The organism is Chryseobacterium sp. C39-AII1, assembly GCF_039672645.1.
GTDB lineage: Bacteria > Bacteroidota > Bacteroidia > Flavobacteriales > Weeksellaceae > Chryseobacterium.
Genome location: NZ_JBDFPQ010000009.1, coordinates 97,671 through 117,431, shown reverse-complemented (window position 1 = coordinate 117,431; position 19,761 = coordinate 97,671). Strand labels below are relative to the sequence as shown.

Annotated in this window: 20 protein-coding genes; 14 read left to right on the top strand and 6 right to left on the bottom strand. The window is 33.2% G+C overall.

Going from position 1 to position 19,761, the window contains the following annotated elements; translation table 11 throughout:
* Positions 1-139 precede the first annotated feature (139 nt).
* From ABEG63_RS14395 to ABEG63_RS14360, 8 genes are all read left to right on the top strand, one after another.
* Positions 140-1,156, top strand: a complete 1,017-nt coding sequence (locus tag ABEG63_RS14395; RefSeq protein WP_267405872.1) for a sugar phosphate nucleotidyltransferase — start codon at positions 140-142, stop codon at positions 1,154-1,156.
* Between the two features lie 105 nt (positions 1,157-1,261).
* Positions 1,262-2,107 carry a DUF4292 domain-containing protein gene (locus ABEG63_RS14390; RefSeq protein ID WP_346585702.1) on the top strand — a complete coding sequence of 282 codons (846 nt, stop codon included), beginning with the start codon at positions 1,262-1,264 and terminating at the stop codon, positions 2,105-2,107.
* Positions 2,104-3,669 (top strand): peptidoglycan DD-metalloendopeptidase family protein, encoded by a 1,566-nt coding sequence (locus ABEG63_RS14385; RefSeq protein WP_346585700.1) that lies wholly within the window; start codon positions 2,104-2,106, stop codon positions 3,667-3,669. Before ABEG63_RS14390 ends, ABEG63_RS14385 begins: the two co-directional genes overlap by 4 nt.
* A gap of 31 nt (positions 3,670-3,700) precedes the next feature.
* Positions 3,701-3,916 carry a twin-arginine translocase TatA/TatE family subunit gene (locus ABEG63_RS14380; RefSeq protein WP_267405869.1) on the top strand — a complete coding sequence of 72 codons (216 nt, stop codon included), beginning with the start codon at positions 3,701-3,703 and terminating at the stop codon, positions 3,914-3,916.
* 18 nt (positions 3,917-3,934) lie between these two features.
* Positions 3,935-4,546: a DUF4254 domain-containing protein gene (locus ABEG63_RS14375; protein ID WP_267405867.1), complete on the top strand. Its 612-nt coding sequence runs from the start codon at positions 3,935-3,937 to the stop codon at positions 4,544-4,546.
* Positions 4,543-4,995, top strand: coding sequence for a hypothetical protein (locus tag ABEG63_RS14370; RefSeq protein WP_267405865.1), 453 nt, complete (start codon positions 4,543-4,545; stop codon positions 4,993-4,995). The genes ABEG63_RS14375 and ABEG63_RS14370 overlap by 4 nt, the downstream gene beginning before the upstream one ends.
* Positions 4,996-5,015: 20 nt before the next feature.
* Positions 5,016-5,612, top strand: coding sequence for a GTP cyclohydrolase II (gene ribA, locus ABEG63_RS14365; RefSeq protein ID WP_312396610.1), 597 nt, complete (start codon positions 5,016-5,018; stop codon positions 5,610-5,612).
* A gap of 153 nt (positions 5,613-5,765) precedes the next feature.
* Complete coding sequence (locus ABEG63_RS14360) at positions 5,766-6,722, top strand: hypothetical protein (protein WP_346585697.1); 957 nt, start codon at positions 5,766-5,768, stop codon at positions 6,720-6,722.
* Positions 6,723-6,789: 67 nt separating this feature from the next.
* On the opposite strand, the gene ABEG63_RS14355 is transcribed toward ABEG63_RS14360, so the two are convergent.
* On the bottom strand, positions 6,790-7,311 hold the full coding sequence (locus ABEG63_RS14355) for a hypothetical protein (RefSeq protein WP_346585695.1): 522 nt from the start codon (positions 7,309-7,311) through the stop codon (positions 6,790-6,792).
* A 116-nt stretch (positions 7,312-7,427) separates the two neighbouring features.
* Here ABEG63_RS14355 and ABEG63_RS14350 point away from each other — a divergent pair, with 116 nt between their 5' ends.
* Genes ABEG63_RS14350 through ABEG63_RS14330 form a run of 5 tightly spaced genes read left to right on the top strand, consistent with a single transcriptional unit; the run spans position 7,428 to position 12,344 of the window.
* Entirely contained in the window at positions 7,428-9,119 is a 1,692-nt protein-coding gene (locus ABEG63_RS14350) for a glycoside hydrolase family 3 N-terminal domain-containing protein (protein WP_346585693.1), read from the top strand.
* A gap of 46 nt (positions 9,120-9,165) precedes the next feature.
* Positions 9,166-10,314 (top strand): N-acetyl-alpha-D-glucosaminyl L-malate synthase BshA, encoded by a 1,149-nt coding sequence (gene bshA, locus ABEG63_RS14345; RefSeq protein ID WP_267405861.1) that lies wholly within the window; start codon positions 9,166-9,168, stop codon positions 10,312-10,314.
* A gap of 26 nt (positions 10,315-10,340) precedes the next feature.
* On the top strand, positions 10,341-11,618 hold the full coding sequence (locus tag ABEG63_RS14340; protein ID WP_346585690.1) for a DUF2851 family protein: 1,278 nt from the start codon (positions 10,341-10,343) through the stop codon (positions 11,616-11,618).
* Positions 11,608-11,829 (top strand): PspC family transcriptional regulator, encoded by a 222-nt coding sequence (locus ABEG63_RS14335; RefSeq protein WP_267405859.1) that lies wholly within the window; start codon positions 11,608-11,610, stop codon positions 11,827-11,829. The genes ABEG63_RS14340 and ABEG63_RS14335 overlap by 11 nt, the downstream gene beginning before the upstream one ends.
* A 2-nt stretch (positions 11,830-11,831) precedes the next feature.
* A complete protein-coding gene (locus tag ABEG63_RS14330; RefSeq protein WP_346585688.1) occupies positions 11,832-12,344 on the top strand; it encodes a GNAT family N-acetyltransferase in 513 nt (170 codons plus the stop codon).
* A 67-nt stretch (positions 12,345-12,411) separates the two neighbouring features.
* On the opposite strand, the gene ABEG63_RS14325 is transcribed toward ABEG63_RS14330, so the two are convergent.
* From ABEG63_RS14325 to ABEG63_RS14305, 5 genes are all read right to left on the bottom strand, one after another.
* On the bottom strand, positions 12,412-13,146 hold the full coding sequence (locus ABEG63_RS14325) for an SIMPL domain-containing protein (RefSeq protein ID WP_267405857.1): 735 nt from the start codon (positions 13,144-13,146) through the stop codon (positions 12,412-12,414).
* Between the two features lie 78 nt (positions 13,147-13,224).
* A complete protein-coding gene (locus tag ABEG63_RS14320; protein WP_346585686.1) occupies positions 13,225-14,001 on the bottom strand; it encodes a carboxypeptidase regulatory-like domain-containing protein in 777 nt (258 codons plus the stop codon).
* Positions 14,002-14,052: 51 nt separating this feature from the next.
* Positions 14,053-14,862, bottom strand: a complete 810-nt coding sequence (locus ABEG63_RS14315; RefSeq protein WP_346585684.1) for a carboxypeptidase-like regulatory domain-containing protein — start codon at positions 14,860-14,862, stop codon at positions 14,053-14,055.
* A gap of 6 nt (positions 14,863-14,868) precedes the next feature.
* The gene (locus ABEG63_RS14310; protein WP_346585682.1) at positions 14,869-15,660 is read right to left on the bottom strand and encodes a hypothetical protein; all 792 of its coding nucleotides are present in this window, start codon (positions 15,658-15,660) and stop codon (positions 14,869-14,871) included.
* Positions 15,661-15,689: 29 nt separating this feature from the next.
* Positions 15,690-16,433, bottom strand: a complete 744-nt coding sequence (locus ABEG63_RS14305; protein ID WP_346585680.1) for a hypothetical protein — start codon at positions 16,431-16,433, stop codon at positions 15,690-15,692.
* A 180-nt stretch (positions 16,434-16,613) separates the two neighbouring features.
* Here ABEG63_RS14305 and ABEG63_RS14300 point away from each other — a divergent pair, with 180 nt between their 5' ends.
* Positions 16,614-19,754 (top strand): UvrD-helicase domain-containing protein, encoded by a 3,141-nt coding sequence (locus tag ABEG63_RS14300; protein WP_346585678.1) that lies wholly within the window; start codon positions 16,614-16,616, stop codon positions 19,752-19,754.
* Positions 19,755-19,761: the final 7 nt, after the last annotated feature.

Genomic DNA, 19,761 nt, shown 5'->3' with positions numbered 1-19,761 from the left:
TGTTTTGCTGCTTAAACAAAGCTGTTCGAATGTAAACAAATATTTAAAAAGATATTAATCATACCACAGCGAAGGTTTTAATTATTATCTTTAACCTAGATATTAAAACTAACTAATAAAAAACTCTTTTTTATAATTTATGAAAATTATTGTTCCTATGGCTGGACGTGGTTCTAGATTACGTCCGCATACATTAACCGTTCCAAAACCTCTTATTCCCATTGCCGGAAAGCCAATTGTACAAAGATTAGTTGAAGATATTGCTAAAGTTGCAGGAGAAGAAATTGAAGAAGTAGCTTTTATCATCGGAGATTTTGGTGATGAAGTTGAAAAATCTTTATTGCAAATTGCTGAAAGATTGGGAGCAAAAGGAAGTATTTATCATCAGGAAGAAGCTTTGGGAACAGCACATGCTATAAAATGCGCAGAACAATCGATGACAGGAAATGTTGTTGTAGCTTTTGCGGATACTCTTTTTAAGGCAGATTTTACTTTGGATACTAATTCAGACGGAGTAATTTGGGTGAAAAAAGTAGAAGATCCTTCTGCTTTTGGTGTTGTTAAATTAGATGATTACGGTTTCATTACAGATTTTATAGAAAAACCTCAGACTTTTGTTTCCGACCTTGCGATTATTGGAATTTATTATTTCAACTCAGGCGAAAAACTGATGTCTGAAATTAATTTTATCATGGATAATGATATTAAAGTTGGAGGCGAATATCAGCTTACAACCGCATTAGAAAATCTTCGTCAGAAAGGAGCAAAATTCTCTCTGGGTAAAGTAGATGACTGGATGGATTGCGGAAACAAAAACGCAACCGTAGAAACCAACAGCAAAATTTTAGCTTACGAAACAGAGGAAATGTCTCATTTCCCGGCTTCTGCTGTTATTGAAAATTCTTTGATCATTCAGCCTTGTTTTATTGGTGAAAATGTGAAGATTTCAAACTCAAAAGTTGGACCTGGTGTTTCTTTGGGAAATAACACGGTTGTTGTAAACTCAAATATCGAAAATTCTTTGATTCAGGAAAATACAACGATCAACCACGGAAATCTTTCGAATTCTATGATCGGAAATTCTGCACAGTATTTCGGTGTTGCTAGGGAAATTTCATTAGGTGATTATTCAGTTTTGGATTTTTTATCTAAATAATTGATTATTTTCATTTAATTACCATATATTCAGACCACACAAAACATTTTGTGTGGTTTGGCGTTAATATTGCACCTTATTTTATCAATTGAAAAGAAAAAACACATGAAAAATTGGATACCTTTAGTATTGTTATTGCTCGTTTTATCTTCATGTAAAACCAGAAATGCTGCCAAAAACAAAAATGGCAACATTGTCGACAGCACCGTTGTGAATAACAATAACAACAATCCAAAAGATGCAAACGAACCGGTAAGAGATAAACTTACTTTTTACCAAAACGTTCTTATTCCGCCAAAATTCGATCAGATAAAAATCAACAGTAAAGTAAATGTTGAAACGGGAAGTTTTATTCCGACGCTTGATGCTACTATTTATATTGAAAATAATAAAAAGGTTTGGATGAATCTTCAGGCGTTATTCATCAACGTGGCAAGAGGAATTGCTACACCGGATGGCGTAAAAGGTTTCGACAGAACAAATAAATCTTATATTGATTCTGATTTTGATTATCTAAATAAACTGTTAAATGTAAATTTCATTGATTATAAATCGCTAGAAAAAATTTTAATGGGAAGAACTTTTGTAAAAATCAGCGATTCACAATTTACTTTGACTAAAAATGCTCAGGGGTACAAAATGGTTTCCAACGGAACTCAAAAAATAGAAACCGATGAAAAGAAAAGAGAGTATAAAATTTCTCTTCAATATGACGAAAATTATGATTTGCTGGATGTGAATTTAAAAGATGTACTTTCCTCAGATGAGCTCGAAATTTCTTACAGCAACTGGGATGTCTTTAATGAAATTCGTCTTCCAAAAAATGTTAAAATAATTATAAAAGGTTCAAAATCGAGCCAAATCTTATTAGAAAATACGAAATTTGACTTTTCGAGGATGGAAACAGCCTATTCTGTACCATCTAGTTACAAGAAAATTGAGATTAAATGATTAAAAAATTTAGCTTTTTAATAGGTATTTTATTGTTTGGACTGAACCACGCACAAAGTGGCAGGAAAGAGCAATTACAAAAACAAAATGCTGATCTTAAAAAACAAATTGCACAAATAAATACGGATTTAGCGAAAACAAGAAGCGAATCTAAACTTTCGGTTGCCTATCTTGACAATGTAAACAAGAAGTTGCAGCTTAGAGAAAAGGTATACAATAATACCCAAAAGGAAAAGAGATTTATCGAAGACGATATTTATCTTAAACAACTTGAAATCAACAAACAAAATAAAGAATTAGCGGTTCTGAGAAAGAACTACGCTGACGTTTTGGTGAAAGCATATAAAAATAAAGGGGTACAAAATAAAGTAACCTTTATTCTTTCGGCTAAAAATATGGGTGAAGCCATCAGAAGAGTACAATATCTAAAGCAATATTCTGATTATCAAGATAAAAAAGCGGCTGAAATTTCGAATGCAGCAGCTCAAATCAAGAAGACCATTGCTCAGAGACAAAACTCAATGAAGGAGAAAGAAAATCTTTTGATAAACCAACAGAAAGATTTGAAAACCATTAGTTTTGAAAGAGTTCAAAAAGAACAATTGGTCGCTGAATTCAAGAAAAACGAAACAAAATTAGCTGGAGAATTAAAGCAGAAGCAAACTCAGTCTAAAGCTTTGGAAGGACAAATCAGATCCATCATTGCTGAAGAAATCAGAATTGCAAAAGCTGAAGAAGAAGCAAGAAAAAAGGCAGAAGCTGAAAAAATTCGTTTAGCAAAAATCGCAGCTGAAAGAGAAAAAGCTAGAATTGAAGCAGAAGCAAAAGCAAGAGCGGAAGCTTTAGAAAAAGAAAGATTATTGGCAGAAGCAGAAGCGAAAAGAGCAACCGAGCTAGCAGCGAAAAGAGCTGAAGAAGAAAGAAAAAGAAATGAAGAGGCAAAAAAAGCTGAAGCAACTGCAAGAGACGAAGCAAGAAAAGTAGCCGCCAAAAAAGCATCTGATGAAGCTAACGCAAGAGCTAAAGAAGCAGCGGATAAATTGGCTTCGGCAAGAGCAGCAGAAGCGGCATTGGCTAAGAAAAAAGAAGATGATAAAAAAGTAGCAGAAACAAAAGCAATGACAAGCTACGGAGTTACAACAGTAGCAGGAAGCAACTTTGCAGATGCAAGAGGAAGATTGGGCTATCCGGCAGATAAAGTAGGGCAAATTACCCACCGTTTCGGAAGACAGCCACACCCTGTATTTAAAAATATCTACGAAGAAAATAACGGTATAAAAATATCAGTGCCTTCAGGTACACGTGCAAAGTCTGTATTCCCGGGAACAGTATCATCTGTATTAGCCAACAGCGACGGAACCAAAACGGTTATGCTAAAACATGGTAACTATTTTACCATCTATTCCAACTTGGGAAGTGTAAGCGTTTCTAAAGGTCAGCAGGTATCGGCAGGTACTCCGGTTGGGGTGATTGGTCAGGATTTCGACGGATCATATACCCTTGATTTCCAGGTATGGAACGGAACTACGCCAGTTGATCCATTAGGTTGGGTTTCTTATTAAAAAAAGGTTTAACTTTGCAAAAAAATCAGCAATGAATACATTAACAATACTTGCCTTATCTTGGCAACATATCTTAATCGTGGCAATACTTCTTGTATTACTTTTCGGAGGTAAAAAAATTCCGGAATTAATGAGAGGTGTGGGGTCTGGGATTAAAGAATTCAAAGATGCAGTAAAGGAGGAAGACAAACCTGGCGCTGAGAATAAAAATTCTTCAACGAACAATAACAATCCTACTAGCAACTAAAAAAATTCTTTTTACCCGATGAATTTTACTGAGACTGCATGGAAAGTCTTCAATCAAAGTATTGAAGATTATCACGTGTCTGATGACGTTAATACTCTAATTAATAACCCGTTCGAAAAAGACAGTTTGGAACGAATTTTGTATGCAAAGAACTGGATTGATACCGTTCAATGGCATTTGGAAGATATTATTAGAGATGAGAACATAGATCCTACTGAAGCTCTTGCATTAAAGAGAACCATTGATGCCTCTAATCAGAAAAGAACTGATTTGGTGGAATTTATAGACAGTTGGTTTCTGGAAAAATATAAAAATAGTACTCCTAAATCTGAAGCAAAGATTAATACGGAAACGCCTGCATGGGCTGTTGACAGATTATCGATACTTGCATTAAAGGTTTATCACATGTCATTAGAAGCAAATAGAGAATCTGCTTCAGAAGAACATCGTGCCAATTGCCAGGCAAAGCTCGATGTACTTTTAATGCAAAAAGAAGATCTATCAACTTCTATTAATCAGTTGCTTACTGATATTGAGAACGGTGACGTTAAGATGAAGGTATACAAACAAATGAAAATGTATAACGATGAAAGTCTTAACCCAATCCTTTATCAAAAGGGGCAAAAATGAAACGAATACTTTTTCTCGGAATATTATTAATACTCAGTTATTCTTGTGCATCGGAAAAACCAAATTTTTCTCCGTTGTCGAACAGCTTTTATAGTGAATCTAAAGGAGACTCCAACAGCGGCAAGAAAAGCATTAATATCAATATTAAAGAAAATGTAAATGCTTCTGAGATTTCTAATCTGATCTCTACTTTTCCCAAATTTAAAAATGGCGACGTAAACGAAGAAGTAACAGGCTTAAAATATAGCCTGCAAAATTATCTTTATGCAATCGATGCCGGAAACGTTTCAGGAAAAAACAGAGCAATTAAAAGTTTCGAAAAATCTTATAAAAAGATTCAAAAAATAAGACAGCGTCTTAACAAAGATGACGATGAGGTTCTTAATAGATATTTGGTGAGATTAAAAACCAATATCAATGTTATTGAAGATTCTTTAAAGGGAAATTAAAAACTAATTTAGGCTAATTAATGATTAAAATTCAGGCGGAGGCTAACGTTCCTACGGAACATGGCACTTTCCGAATGATTGCTTTTTCCGAAGACGAAACTGACTGGATGCCGCACATGGCAATTATCGCCGAAAATACAGATTTTTCTAAACCTGTAAATGTACGCTTCCATTCAGAATGTATTACCGGAGAAGTTTTCCATTCAAAAAAATGTGAATGTGGGCAGCAATTAGACGCTGCTATGAAATATATCCATGAAAATGGAGGGATTATCATCTATCTTCGTCAGGAAGGGCGAAATATCGGGATAATAAATAAATTGAAGGCGTATTCATTACAGGAAAAAGGATTTGATACTGTAGAAGCCAATTTAAAATTGGGACTTCCTGCAGATGACAGAAACTTTGGAGTAGCTATTGAAATTCTAAACCTTTTGGACGTAAAAGACATTAATCTTTTAACCAACAATCCTGAAAAGGTAAAGTATGTTACAGAAAGTAATGTACATCTTAATTCAAGAGTTCCGCTGCAAATTCCGGCTAATGAAATAAGCAAAGGATATTTACAGACAAAGAAAGATTATTTTGGTCATTTACTGGATGACAATGATAATTAAAAATAATAAAAAGCAAAAAAGCTCAAAAAGATCAACTTTTTGAGCTTTTTTATTGGAAAGGCTTAGTATAATTTCATTATCACTGCATATATCACTAAATAGTGTTTATTTTTAAATTATTAATTTTGTGCCTTAAAACATAAACGTTAAAAAATGAAGAAAACATTATTTTTATTATCAACTCTTTTAACAGTAGGCTGTTCAACTAGTGATCTAGTAAGCGCACATGAAGAAGAAGTGACTAAAGAAATCTTAACCAAAAAAGCAAAAAATAGCTCATTAAGTAAATCAACAAATGAAAATGTTGTGATGGACTTATCATTTGAAACTGGCATAATTAGTGAAGGAGGAGGGTGTTCCTTTGAATATTTATCCTCTCTTAATAGCCCTGCTCAGACTTCAACACAGTGCTATGGCCCAGATCCTATTACTCAAAACGGATACTTAATAAGAGGATATGGAAAGCCTCGAAGAGCATCAGCATTGCGCTATGATACATGGTTTGGGGTAAAACTGGAGGCTAAAAATGATTCCAAAGTAACTATAAATAGAGGTCGTGAAGAATTAAGCAATATCCAAGAATCTAATGCAATATCTATCGAGTTTCCTTTTGAAGCCAATGTAACTTATGAAATCACCCTAAAAACACAACTCACCGATTATGTTAAAGTTATAAAAAGCCCTAGTAGTGGAATGGCTAATTCAGTATTAGCTGAAAGATATAAAGGGATAGATGCAAGTGAAAAGTTTTCGAGTATAAATCTTCAATTAGTAGATTCTCCAATAATACCTGGTTCTGACCCATGCTCCACCAAACCAGTAGTATCATCTGAATTTCCAGGACCAGCTAACTATGGTAGAATGCAAAAAACTGAAAAAACTACATTTTGGGCTAGTGAAGATAAAGATTATACATTCTATTTTTCTACAAGAGAAGCTAAAAATGCATTATTAATAAAATTCTTACCTGGTATTAGTGAAGATAGAAATCCCTCTTATGCTCCAAGAAGTTGGTTTTGGCTAGATATTAGGAATATAAAAATTGTTCAAAAGCCTTTCAATCCATCATATATTGTAAATGGTCCTTGTGGATTTAGACATCCATGCTGACAAAACAAACCCCTTGAAAATAATTTTCAAGGGGTTTTAATTATAAAAAACTGAAAAGATATACTAATTAATTTGCTTTAGTAATCGGTACATTAGAATCATTTAATCCGTAGTACTTAATTACAGCATTGTAATCATTTGTATCAACTGTATTTGTGCCTTTACCAGCACTTGCAGGAACTAATACAATTCTAAAAGTCTGGTTATTTAAATATTGATTTGCCTCTGCAGAGGACATTGAAGCCTGATTAAAATTTGCTGATGTTCTAATGTTCACCTCTTGCGTATTAAAATCAAAACTATAATCTAATTCTCGTCCTGTATTAGGAGCCGTAACATTATCTAAGTAATAAGTTTTTGGAATACTTTGCCATAAATTATTTACTCTTCTATATACTAAAACAACATCATTATTTCCAATACCAATATCCATAGAAAGAGTATAACTGTCAGCGCTTGTAAATGTTCCTGTAGCATCTCTCACTTTAGAATAAGTATCACCATCTCCAACCACATTATCATCATTATCACAGCTAAATATAAATAAGCTTACAAAAGCTAGTAGTAAAACTGGAAGAAATTTTTTCATTTTATAAAAGTTTTATTTATTATTTATAAACCGTATTCAAATCATATACCAAAAGTTTCAAAAACATTGTTTTCATCAATTTTTTTAATTGTATTTTTGTTCTTATTCAAAAAATTATGAAGAAACTGGTTTATACTTCCCTCTTTATTTTCTTATTGGTAGGTTCAAAGATCAATGCTCAATATCAGCCCAAAAACATTTCTGAAGAAGATTTGAAAAAGGCCAATCAATGGGTAGATACAACATACAAAAATCTATCTCAAGACGAAAAACTGGGGCAGCTCTTCATTGTAGCTCTTTACACTAACAAAGGTGAAAATGAGATCAATACCGTAAGAAACATCGTTGTCAACGATAAAATCGGTGGATTGATTCTGATGCAGGATGATGCCGCAAGAGAAATCAATTTGGTGAATGAGTTTCAGCAAAAATCCAAAGTTCCGTTAATGATCGGGATGGATGCCGAATGGGGCGTTTTCCAGAGAATTGCAACGGCTCACAAATATCCTTGGGCAATGACGTTGGGAGCCATTCAGGATAAGAATTTAATCGAGCAGATGTCTGCCAAAATAGCAGAAGACTGCCACAGAATGGGCATCAACTGGGATTTTGCGCCAGTTGTTGATGTTAATACAAACCCCAACAACCCGATTATCGGAAACAGAAGTTTCGGTTCTCAAGTAAATAACGTGATCAGTTCTGCCCTATCCTACTCCAATGGACTTCAAAATAATAATATTTTAGCGGCAATTAAGCATTTTCCGGGACACGGTGATACAAATACAGATTCTCATTTAGATTTACCTGTAGTTTCGCATAATTTAGAAAGATTAAATGATATAGAGATTGCGCCTTTCAAAGCTTTAATGGATAAAGGCATCGGTGGTGTAATGGTTGCTCATTTATATGTTCCGACTTTGGAATCAGGAAAAGGAATTCCGGCTTCGGTTTCTAAAAATATTGTTACGGGTTTATTAAAAGATCAGTTAGGTTATAAAGGATTAATTATTACCGATGCCCTAAACATGGGCGCTGTAGCCAATAAATACAATCCGGGCGAATTGGATGCAATAGCTTTCAAAGCGGGAAATGATATTATGTTGTTCTCGCAAGGTGTAGCAAGTGGTAAAAAATTAATTCAAAAAGCAATTGACAACGGAGAAATTTCACAATCAAGAGTTGAAGAAAGTGTAAAGAAAATTCTTTTAACCAAATATTATTTAGGTTTAAATCAATACACACCGAAAAATCCTGAAAATATTAATTCAGATTTAAATAATGATTCTCATAAAGTATTGGTTCAGAACTTATATTCAAATGCTTTAACTTTATTGAAAGATGAGAAAAAACTGCTTCCATTAAAAGGAAAACAAATTTATTATGTTCCTTTGGAAGAAGCACCTTATCAAACTTTCGCGAATCAATTAGGTTCAAATATAATTATTAAAAAAGCGAATGAAATTAATACAATTCCGGCTAATTCTACGGTAATTGTAGGTTTACACAAGGATAATTCTACGGCATACAAACCTTACAAAGTCTCAGATGCTTCAAAAAAAGTTTTACGCGATTTAACCAAAAGACAAAATATTATTCTAAACGTTTTCGGCAGCGCTTATGCTTTGAAGGATATTGATATTTCAAAAATTTCAACCGTTTTGGTTTCTTATGAAAACAATGACGACTCTATGAATGCAACAGCCGATGCATTGAACGGAAAAACAAAAATCTGGGGCAGACTTCCTGTCTTGGTAAATGATAAATTAAAGGCAGGAATGGGAATCGATTTGAATCCAACTGCCAAATAACGTGTAAATTCAAAAGTATTTAACACATCAAAACAACAGTAAACTAATGAAAATAGGCATACTTTGCTATCCAACATACGGCGGAAGCGGAATTGTGGCAACCGAACTGGGAATGTCGCTGGCCAATAAAGGCTACGAAGTGCACTTCATCAGCAACGCACTTCCTGCGAGATTAGACATCACCAACCCGAATATTTTTTTCCACAGAGTAAATGTTCAGACGTATCCGCTTTTCCAATATCAGCCTTATGATATTGCGTTAAGTTCGATGATTTATCGTGTTGTGAATCTTTATAAGCTTGATTTACTTCACGCACATTACGCGATTCCTTATGCTTATGCGGCGTTTACGGCAAAGCAAATGTTGCAGGAAGACAACAACGATATTCCTTTGGTGACGACACTTCACGGAACAGACATTACCTTGGTTGGTCAACACCCAAGTTACAAACATGCAGTAGAATTCTCAATCAATCAATCAGATGCAATCACTTCTGTTTCTGAAAGTTTGAAAAGAGATACGTTGCAATTCTTTAAAATCAAGAAAGAAATTCAGGTGATTACCAATTTTATTGATAATTCTGAATTTGACGAATGCAATGAATGTCAGAGAACACAATTTGCCAATCCGGATGAAAAAATCTTAATTCACGTTTCGAATTTACGTCCGGTAAAACGTGTGGATGAAGTTTTACAGATTTTCAAAAATGTTGAGAAAAAGGTAAAATCGAAATTAATCATCATCGGTGAAGGTCCTGATATGGAAAAAATCAATCAGTTTTTGGAAGAAAATCCTGAATTGATTTCAAAAATCCGTTTGCTTGGAAAAGTAAATGATCTTTATAGAATTCTTCAGCTTTCAGATGTATTTCTATTGCCTTCTGAGCAGGAAAGTTTTGGTTTGGCGGCGTTGGAAGCGATGGCGGCAAATACTCCGGTTATCAGTTCAAATGCAGGTGGAATTCCTGAGGTAAATATCCAAGGAGAAACCGGATTTTTGGCGGAAATAGGAAACGTAGAGGCAATGAGTAATTATTGTATCAAATTATTGAGCAATGAAGAACTTTTAACCGAAATGAAGAAAAACGCGAAAGAACAAGCGATAAAATTCGATTTAAAAAACATTCTTCCTATATATGAAGAAATGTATAGAACAACGATCGAAAACTTTAAAAAAGAGTTGACAAAAGTATAGCAGTTCCGCTATATTTGTGTTAACTCATGACGGAAAAATTACTTCAATATCTTTGGAATTTTAAGATTTTCAAACATTTTGACTTCAAGGATATTGAAGGGAATTCCGTTGAAATATTAGATTTCGGCAAATGGAATACCAATTCCGGTCCGGATTTTCTATCAGCAAAAATTAAAATCAACAATATTATTTTCGCTGGTAATATTGAACTTCATGTAAAATCTTCCGACTGGATTTTTCACAATCATTCTCTCAATCCGAATTATCAAAACATTATTCTTCATGTTGTTTTTCTAAATGATTGCGAGATTGATGAACTCAACAATAAAAATATTCCTACGTTAGAATTAAAGGATCATATTGATGAAAAGGTTTTTTGGAAATATGAGAAATTGATAAGCGGAAATCAGTTTATTCCTTGTGAAAATATTTTTGAATCCAATAAAATTCCTATCAACTTTCATGAAGAAAATGTCCTGAAAAAGCTGGAAGAAAAATCGCTGGAATTTGAGAGTAATTTAAAACACTTTAAAAATAATTTTGAAGCCGTTTTGTTTCATTCTCTCGCCTACTCTTTTGGTTTAAAAGTTAACGCTTTAATTTTTAGACAAATTGCGGAAGGCATCGATTTTAATATTATTCTAAAAATTCAACAAAATCAAACTCAGCTTGAAGCTTTATTTTTCGGAATTTCCGATTGGTTGGAAAATCCTCAGGATGAACAAATGAAAATCTGGAAACGCGAATTTGATTTTATTAAAGCTAAATTCAATATTTCCGATTTAAAAATTCGTCCTAAATTTTTACGATTACGACCTCCAAATTTCCCAACAATTCGTTTGTCACAATTGGCAAATCTTTATTTTCAGCATCAGAATTTGTTCTCGAAAATTATTCATGCTAAAAATTCAGAACAATTATTTGAGATTTTTAAAGATATAAAAGCTTCAGAATATTGGGATAATCATTTTAATTTCGATAAAATTTCACCCGTCGATCAACCTAAAATTCTGACTAAAGATTTTATTGAATTAATTATTTTAAATACGATTTTACCTTTAAAATATACCTATCATAAGTATCACTACGAAGAAATCGCTGATGAAATTCTGAACTTTTATAAAAATCTTTCCGCTGAAAAAAATTCAGTTATTGATGATTGGAAAAAACTGGGTTTGAAGTTTAAGACCGCTTTGGAAAGTCAGAGCTTGATTTATCACTTCAAAAATTCATGTGAAGAAAAAAATTGCTTAAATTGCGGTATTGGATTTAAACTTTTAAAAGATTCTTCAAATGCTAGATAATATCCGCCACAAAATGGAAAGAGAATGGTTTGGTGTTCTTACAAGAACAGGCGCTAAACTGGGAATTCCTGTTTCAAAATTGAGAATATTTTTCATCTATTCTACGTTTGCAACGGCTGGTTTTTTCTTTTTAATCTATCTTGGTTTAGCGTTTACATTGTGGATCAAAGATATGTTTATCACAAGGCGCCCTAACGTTTTTGACCTTTAATCATGGAATTTTTACAAATTACTTCTCCTGACGATTACAGAGTTCAGGAAATTTTTGACTCTTATTGTTCGACTTTTCCGGAAGATGAGCGACGAGATTGGAATAAATTATCCACGCTTTTTGCAAATCCGAAAGTGAAAATAATTTCCGTTTTGCATGAAGCTCAAAACGTTGGTTACCTCATCATTTGGGAATTATCAGATTTTACTTTTGTGGAACATTTTGAAGTTTTTCCACAATTCAGAAGTCAGAAATTGGGTTCTTATATTACTGGTTATTTATTTGAAAATTATGCGAGAATTATTTTAGAAATCGAACCGGAACATTTGGGCGATGATGCGAAAAGACGATATGCTTTTTATCAACGAAATGGCTTTAATTTAATTGATGAAATGTATGTTCAACCGAGTTATGGCGAAGGTAAAAAACCTTTGGATCTTTGGTTGCTGGCCAATTATTCTCCTGAAAATTTAGAAGAAATTAAAGATGAAATCTACGATGTAGTTTATCATTAAAAATATAAATCCGAAGCGCAAAACTTCGGATTTTTTTATACTTAAATCTTTACGGTTTATAAAATCATTAATTCACTTCATACTCCAATTTAATCGTAATACTCGCTTCTTTATCTTTCGAAGCCGTATTAAAAGTTCCGCCATAAGAATAGTCTTCATTAGAATTCGGAGCAGTGATTTGGATAACCCCCATTGTTGCTTTTTTCAGATTTCCTAAGCTACTTCCAGAGTTTTCAGCAATTTTTTCAGCACGTTCTTTTGCATCCTTTGTGGCAGAAGCGATCATTTCCTGTTTTACCGTCGCCAGTTTTGTATAAAAATAACTTGGGGAAGAAGAGGTAAATTCAATTCCGCGATTGATAATTTCTGTGATATTTCTGGAAAGATTTTCTATTTTCGCGACTTCTTTACTTTCAATAGAAACTGTTTGGGTTAAATTATATCCAGAAAACTCGTTCTGAATCGTATTACCGTTAGCATCCGTACTATTTCTGAATTGTTTCTGAATGTCAACCGAAGAAAAAACAATTTCACTTTGCTTCACACCTTTTGACAGCAGGTAATCATTAATGGTTTTTCGATCTAAAGCCAACTCGTCGTAGGCAGATTTAAGGTCGTAATTATTTTTAGAGAAACTTCCAGACCACGTAATCAGATCGGAAGTAAATGGTTTGGTTCCCAAACCCGTCACAGAAATTGTATTTTCAGATTTATTTCTGTTTTTAATGGCGCTTCCTAACAGCCCCAGACCAATGACAAAGCCAAGAGCTGCGATGGCAATAGCGATGATATTTTTGTTCATTATAACTTTGTGATTTGTTTGTAATTACAAATCCATATCAATTTCTATTCCAAATTTTAAGATTTTATTAACATTTAGCTATTGGTTTGTTTTCAGTCTTTCAACAAACTTTGGAATTGTTTTGTCTATCTCAAAAATAGCGGCATTAATATTTTTCTTTTTAATATTTAACAAGATTTGAGAATTTTCACTGAAAGAATATCCTAAGAATTCTTTTATTCTTTCCTGAGGAATTCCTGCTTCCGTAAAATAATCTGCAGAAATCCTATCGGTAAGCCACTTTATATTTCTTTCTCTATCATCAAATTTATATATATTTTTCATTCTTCTGGCATCTCCGCTTATTAATTTATATATGACATCTATATCAATAGAAGCACTAAAAATATAATAGGTAAAAATATCATGAATTGTAGGAACTTTCTCCCTCATAATCTCCGGAGGTTTGGGAAGCCCAATAGCCCTTTGAATTTCCCAAGCTTTATCTTCTTTTGCAAATTTTTGCGAGTCTTTAGAAAGGTCTCCACTTAATTTTACAATTTTTACCTCTTCAATCACCTTTGGTGTTTTAGTCATCACAATATGCTGATTGATGATATTCCCATCCAGTACAACTCTTACTGAAATTCTTTCATAATTGTCTTTTATGAACCTTATTTGATCGTTTTTTGAAGCTTCAATAGAAAACTCTCCTAGAGAATTGCTATAAGATTGTTTGTTTTTAGTAATATTAACTACTAAAACAGAAGGAATCCGGAAGTCATTCTCATCCGTTATTTTTCCGGAGATTTGCTGTTGCGAAAATACGCTCTCAAAGAAAAAGAGCGCAGTTATTGCGAATAAAAGTTTCATCATTTTTTGTGTGTTTTTTTATTTCATCATATTCTAAATTTCAAAGGTTTAAAATTATTGTTTTCTGGTTTTTAATCTATCAATATATACAGGAATTACTTCTTCCATCTTTAGAAGTACTCCTGATAAATTTTTCGCTTTTACATACGTTCTTACGAAAGGTTTTTCCACAAAAGAAAACTCGATAAATTCGGAGATTTTATCCTGCGGAATTCCTGCTTTTACAAAATAATCATCATCTACCCGATCCCGAATCCATTTGATATGCTCCTGAAGATCATCATATCTGTACTGCCGTTTTTGCCGCCTTGCTTTTCCGCTGATTAAATCATAAGCACCCTGCACGTTGAGCTGACCTAAAAGAATGGGTAAAAGAACCTGTTTCACCTCCGCAGGTTTTTCACGCATTTTACCTTCCGGTTGCGGAAGTCCTACCGCATCTCGCACCGCTTCCCCTTTATTTACCCTCGCAGCAGATCTCGAATCTGTTTCCAAATCGCCTGTCGGTTTTTTGGCAACTTTTACCTCTTCAATCACTTCAGGAATTTTAATGAGAACAATCGATATGGGAGTGCTCATACCACCGACGGGAACTCTTCCCGAAACTCTTTCATAACCTTCCTTTACAAATCGAATTTCATCATTTCCTGAGGCTTTCAAAGAAAATTCTCCGGCAGCATTACTATAGGATTTGATATCTGTTTTGATATTGATCACGGTGACATTTGCAAGATTAATACCATTATCATCTGTAATTTTCCCGGTGATTGTTTGCTGACAAAAAATAAAATTGAATACAAAAAGCAGGAAAAGAAAAATAAATTTTCCTCCTAAATACGATCGATATTTTATATTAAAATTCAATTAATTTTAAACTTTATGGGTTCTGTTATACAAAGCAAACGCGGTTTTCAGCTCCGATTCAATTTCTACAATATTAAAAGTTTTCCTGTATTTTTTTGCCAATTGACGGGTATCATTTGCATAAATAAGAAAATGATCAATCTGTTCTTCGTTAAGCCCGTAAGATGTCAGAAAATTTAAATTTATTTTCTGTTTTACCTCATTAATAAAGTTCTGTGTTTCGTTATAAGTAGGTTTTGTAATTTTAGGCTCAGTAGCTTTTTTCACCAATCCTTTTGCTACTTTGAAAACTCCAAAAAGATCAACCTGTCCTGCACTGAAATCATGCCCTTTAAAAGTTTTAGAGACCTCATTTGTTGGCAAAGGCTCATTTAATGGACTTCTCATATAATCGCCTAAGCCGGCTTTTACTTTTACCAAATCTTTTGCATCACCAAATCTTTTACTATCCAATGCTAAATTTCCAGTCATTTTTTTCTCAATTTTAACCTCCTGAATTAAAGTCTCTGCACGAATCAGCAAAACATTCATTAGATTAGAAAGATTATCTTTCGTAACTTTTCTGTCGGTTCGATAATAAGAATCTTTTACAAATCGTACTTCATCATTTTCATTTGCATCAATCGTAAAATTTCCGAAACTATCCGAATAAGAATTCTGATTGGTTTTTATATTTTTAATTAAAACAGAGCTCAGTCCTATCCCGTTTTCGTCAATAATCTTTCCGGTAATTTTCTGTTGAGAAAATATATTAATACAAAACAGGAGTAATATAAATAGTATACATCTTGATTTCATGGCTATCTTTTGTCTAAACAAATATAAGTCTATTTCTGCGTTTTCGGAGCTCTGTACGAGGCAATTCTTGTTAAAACGGCTCTTTGAAATCTCATTAAATCCTGATCGCTACAAAATCCGTATTTTAAGATTTTTTTCTTTTCAAATCCTACCAAAGCATATCTTATAAAGTTTTGAATTTCTGCTTTTTCAAGCTGCAGATCGGTGAAATACTGCTCGCCAAGGCTTTCAATCAAATAATTGGTAAGGTCAATATCGTCCCATTTATTTTTAACTTTTCCGATTGAAAATCCCTGACCTTTTGGCTGAACAAACTCACCTGGTCTTGCGGCAAGAACTCTGGGATCCGACTTTTGAACGATGTACCGATCAATATCATTCCGCAGCTTTTGCACTTTCTTAGGTGCACCGTACGTTTTTGAATCTATTTTTAAATCTCCTGTTAATCCTTTTTTTACTTCAACCTCTTCTATCGTAGCCAAAGATCTTATCAGGCTAATATTCAAAGGGGAAGAAACATTTTCAGAGGTAATTTTTTTATTAAAACGTTCGTATCCTGTCTTTACAAAACGCAACTCGTCGCCAATCTTTGCAAGAATCATAAAATGACCGTCTTTATTGGTAGTCGCCCGTTCATCAGTTCGAATATTGATTACAATAACATCCGGCATTTCTATTTTTTCTTCGGTGGTCACTTTACCGAAAATATAATCCTGAGCCGAAATATTAATGAATAATATGTTAAATAAAAGAAAAAGTAGTTTATATTTCACAGATAGTTTTTATTACGCAAAACTAAAGCAATTTTCAGACGTTCATTGAAGTTTAACCACAGTTAACGCGTTTTGGCAATTCTTTTAGAAATTTACCGCTTCAACTGTTAAATAGTGAATCAAAATTGTTAAAATTTACGTCAAATTTTAGCTAACTTGCACCTTCAATTCTATCAAAAAATGCAAAATTCTTATACAGTTATCAATGCTTCCGCCGGCTCTGGGAAAACCTATGCGCTTGTGCAAAGGCTTTTGATGATCTGTCTTCGATATCCTAATCAGCAACATTCCATCAGAAATATTTTAGCGCTTACATTTACCAATAAGGCGGCGAATGAGATGAAGGAAAGAATTTTATCATGGTTAGGCAACTTTTCTGCCGATAATTTCGCTGAAAACGGAGATCTTAAGAATATTCAGAAAGCGTTTGAAGAAGAAGGTTTAAAAATTACGATTGATGAACTTCATCTGCGTTCAAAAAAAATGCTGGATTATATTCTCCACAATTATTCCACATTAAATATCGGAACGATCGACCGTTTTAATTCTCGTTTGGTAAGAAGCTTTTCTTACGAATTAGGTTTAGCGAAAAATTTTAATCTGGAAATTGAAGCAGAGCCTTTTTTGATTGAAGCTGTGGATAAAATGCTTGATCAGATTGGTGAAAATGAAACAATCTCCAATTCTTTCATGGATTATGTAGATTATAGTCTTGAAAATAATGAAAGGATAAATTTAAATAAAAACCTTTACGATTCGGCGAAAGAATTTGTAAAAGACATTCATTATGAACATCTTAAAAACAACAAAGATTTCGACAATACAAATTATGAAAACATAAAAAACCTGCTTCGAAAAGAAATTGTTTCCAATAAAAAGCAATCTGTTGAACTTTCAACAAAATCTATCGAATTATTTAAATCCAGAAATATTGAAATTGAAGATTTTGCACAGGGAAAAAACGGAATTGGAGGATTTTTTACTAAAGTTTTAGACTTTTACAATCAAAAAAGAGCGGGTTTTCCTTTCCCGACAACCGCTGAAGAATCTGTTTTAAATAATTATCGCAAAGGAACTTCTGCAAAATCTAAACATAAAGAATCTGAAGTTTTTGAAATACTTGATCAGTTGCTCGAAAACCGTATGGAATTGATTTTTTTATACATTGAAATTCAAAAACAGGAAAAGATTTTAGCCGCGCTTCTTCCTTTGAAAGTTAATAAAGACATTCAGGATGAATTAAAAAAAATTGAAGAAGAAAATGACCTTGTTTTACTTTCAAAGTTTAATATTTTAATCAATGAAAATCTAAAAAATGAACCTTCTTCTTTTATTTATGAAAAAGTAGGTGCTCAGTTTCAGCATTTTTTCTTTGATGAATTTCAGGACACCTCAGAATTACAGTGGCAAAATTTTGTTCCGTTAAGAGATCATTCTGTTTCTTCTGAAAATACATCTTTTACACTGGTTGGCGATCCAAAACAGAGTATTTACCGTTTTCGTGGCGGTGAAAGTAAATTGATGCTCGATATTATCAACAAAAAAGAATTTTCTCCAAAACAAGCCGATCTTTTAGTTTTAAAGGATAATTGGCGAAGTGCAAAGAATATTGTTCATTTTAATAATGAATTATACCAATATCATTCAGCAAAGTTAGAAGAAGAGCATAAAAATATTTTCGGTGAAGATGCCGAGCAAAATCCCAGATCCAGCATTGAAGGTCGCGTAAAAGTTAATCTTATTGAAAACTTAACCAATGAAGATTTTTACAACGACACTTCGGAAAGGATGCGAAAAGATATTCAGGAAAGTCTGGATAATGGTTTTAAATTTTCCGACATTACGATTCTTTGCCGTGGAAATTTCGACATTTTTAGTTATTCACAAAAATTAGGAAACCTGAAAGTAAATTACAGAGGCGAAGAAACCAATATCAAAACGATTTCTGATAAAGGTCTTACTCTTGAATTATCTAATACGCTGAAGGCTGTTATTGAGTTCCTTCGATGGGAAGTCAACCCAAAGAATAAACCGACTTTGATCATGATGATGTATTATCTGAACAAATTGGGCAGAATTGAGATGACAGATTTCACATTAGAAATGAAAGAAATTCTTGAAATAGAAAGTCATGAAGAAATTTTACAATTTATTCAGCAGAAATATGCTCTAAAATTAAAGCAGGAACACTTCCCGAGGTTTAATTTATACAATTCTGTAGAATATTACATCAACGAATTTTCTGTTGAAAATAAAGAAACTGATTTCCTGTTGAACTTTCTGGAAATGCTTTTTAATTTTACTCAAAATGCAGGAGCAAGTACAAAGGAATTTTTGAAATATTGGGATGAAGAAGCATCAAAATACACCATTCAGGCTTCTGAAAATATCGATGCGATACAGATTATGACGATTCACAAAGCGAAAGGTCTTGAATTCCCTATCGTTTTTATTCCGATGATCAATAAAAACCGTGACGCAGAATTTACCAATTGGTTTGAAACCAGCAGCGATGCGCCTTTGAAGTCTGTAAACATCAATCAGTTTAGTAAAAATCTCGAAGTTTACGATCCCGAAATTGAAAAATTCAACAAACAGAATTCTTATAAAAATTTTATTGATAGATTATGTCTTCAATATGTTGCAACCACGCGACCTGTTGAACAATTGTTTTTTTATATTCAAAAAGCGAATAAGACATCAAATAATCTGGAGTTGCTGGAATTTCTTCAAACTAAAAATGTGGAAAACCTTGATGAGTTTGACTTGTATGAAGTTGGCCCCGAAATGCTGAGAAAGCATACAAAAGATAAAACTTCGCATTTTGAAACGAAAGATATCCACAATCTGAAAAATAGTAATGAAAAGAATACTTCCATTAAAATTGCTACGCCTTCAAAAAACTATCAGGTTCGGAATGAAAAAGTAAGAATCGGGCTTTTTGTGCATGAATTGCTTTCGAAAATCAACACCGAAAAAGATATTAAAAAAGTGGTTGAAAGTTATGTTTTGGACGGGCAAATAACCATTGAAGAACAACATGATATTCAGGACACATTAGAGCAAATTATCACGGATTATGCTGAATTTTTCGATGAAAAGTGGGAAGTTATCAATGAAAAAGACATTATGATTTCTGAAAACGGAGAAAGTAGGATGTATCGTCCGGACAGAATTTTAAAAAGCGATGAAGGCTATATTATTGTTGATTTCAAAACGGGAGAAGAAACCGCAAAAAATGATCGCCAAATCGAAAATTATAAAAAAATTCTGGAAAGCTTAGGAAGAAAAGTTCTTAAAACGCAACTTATTTATTTGTAAAGCTGGC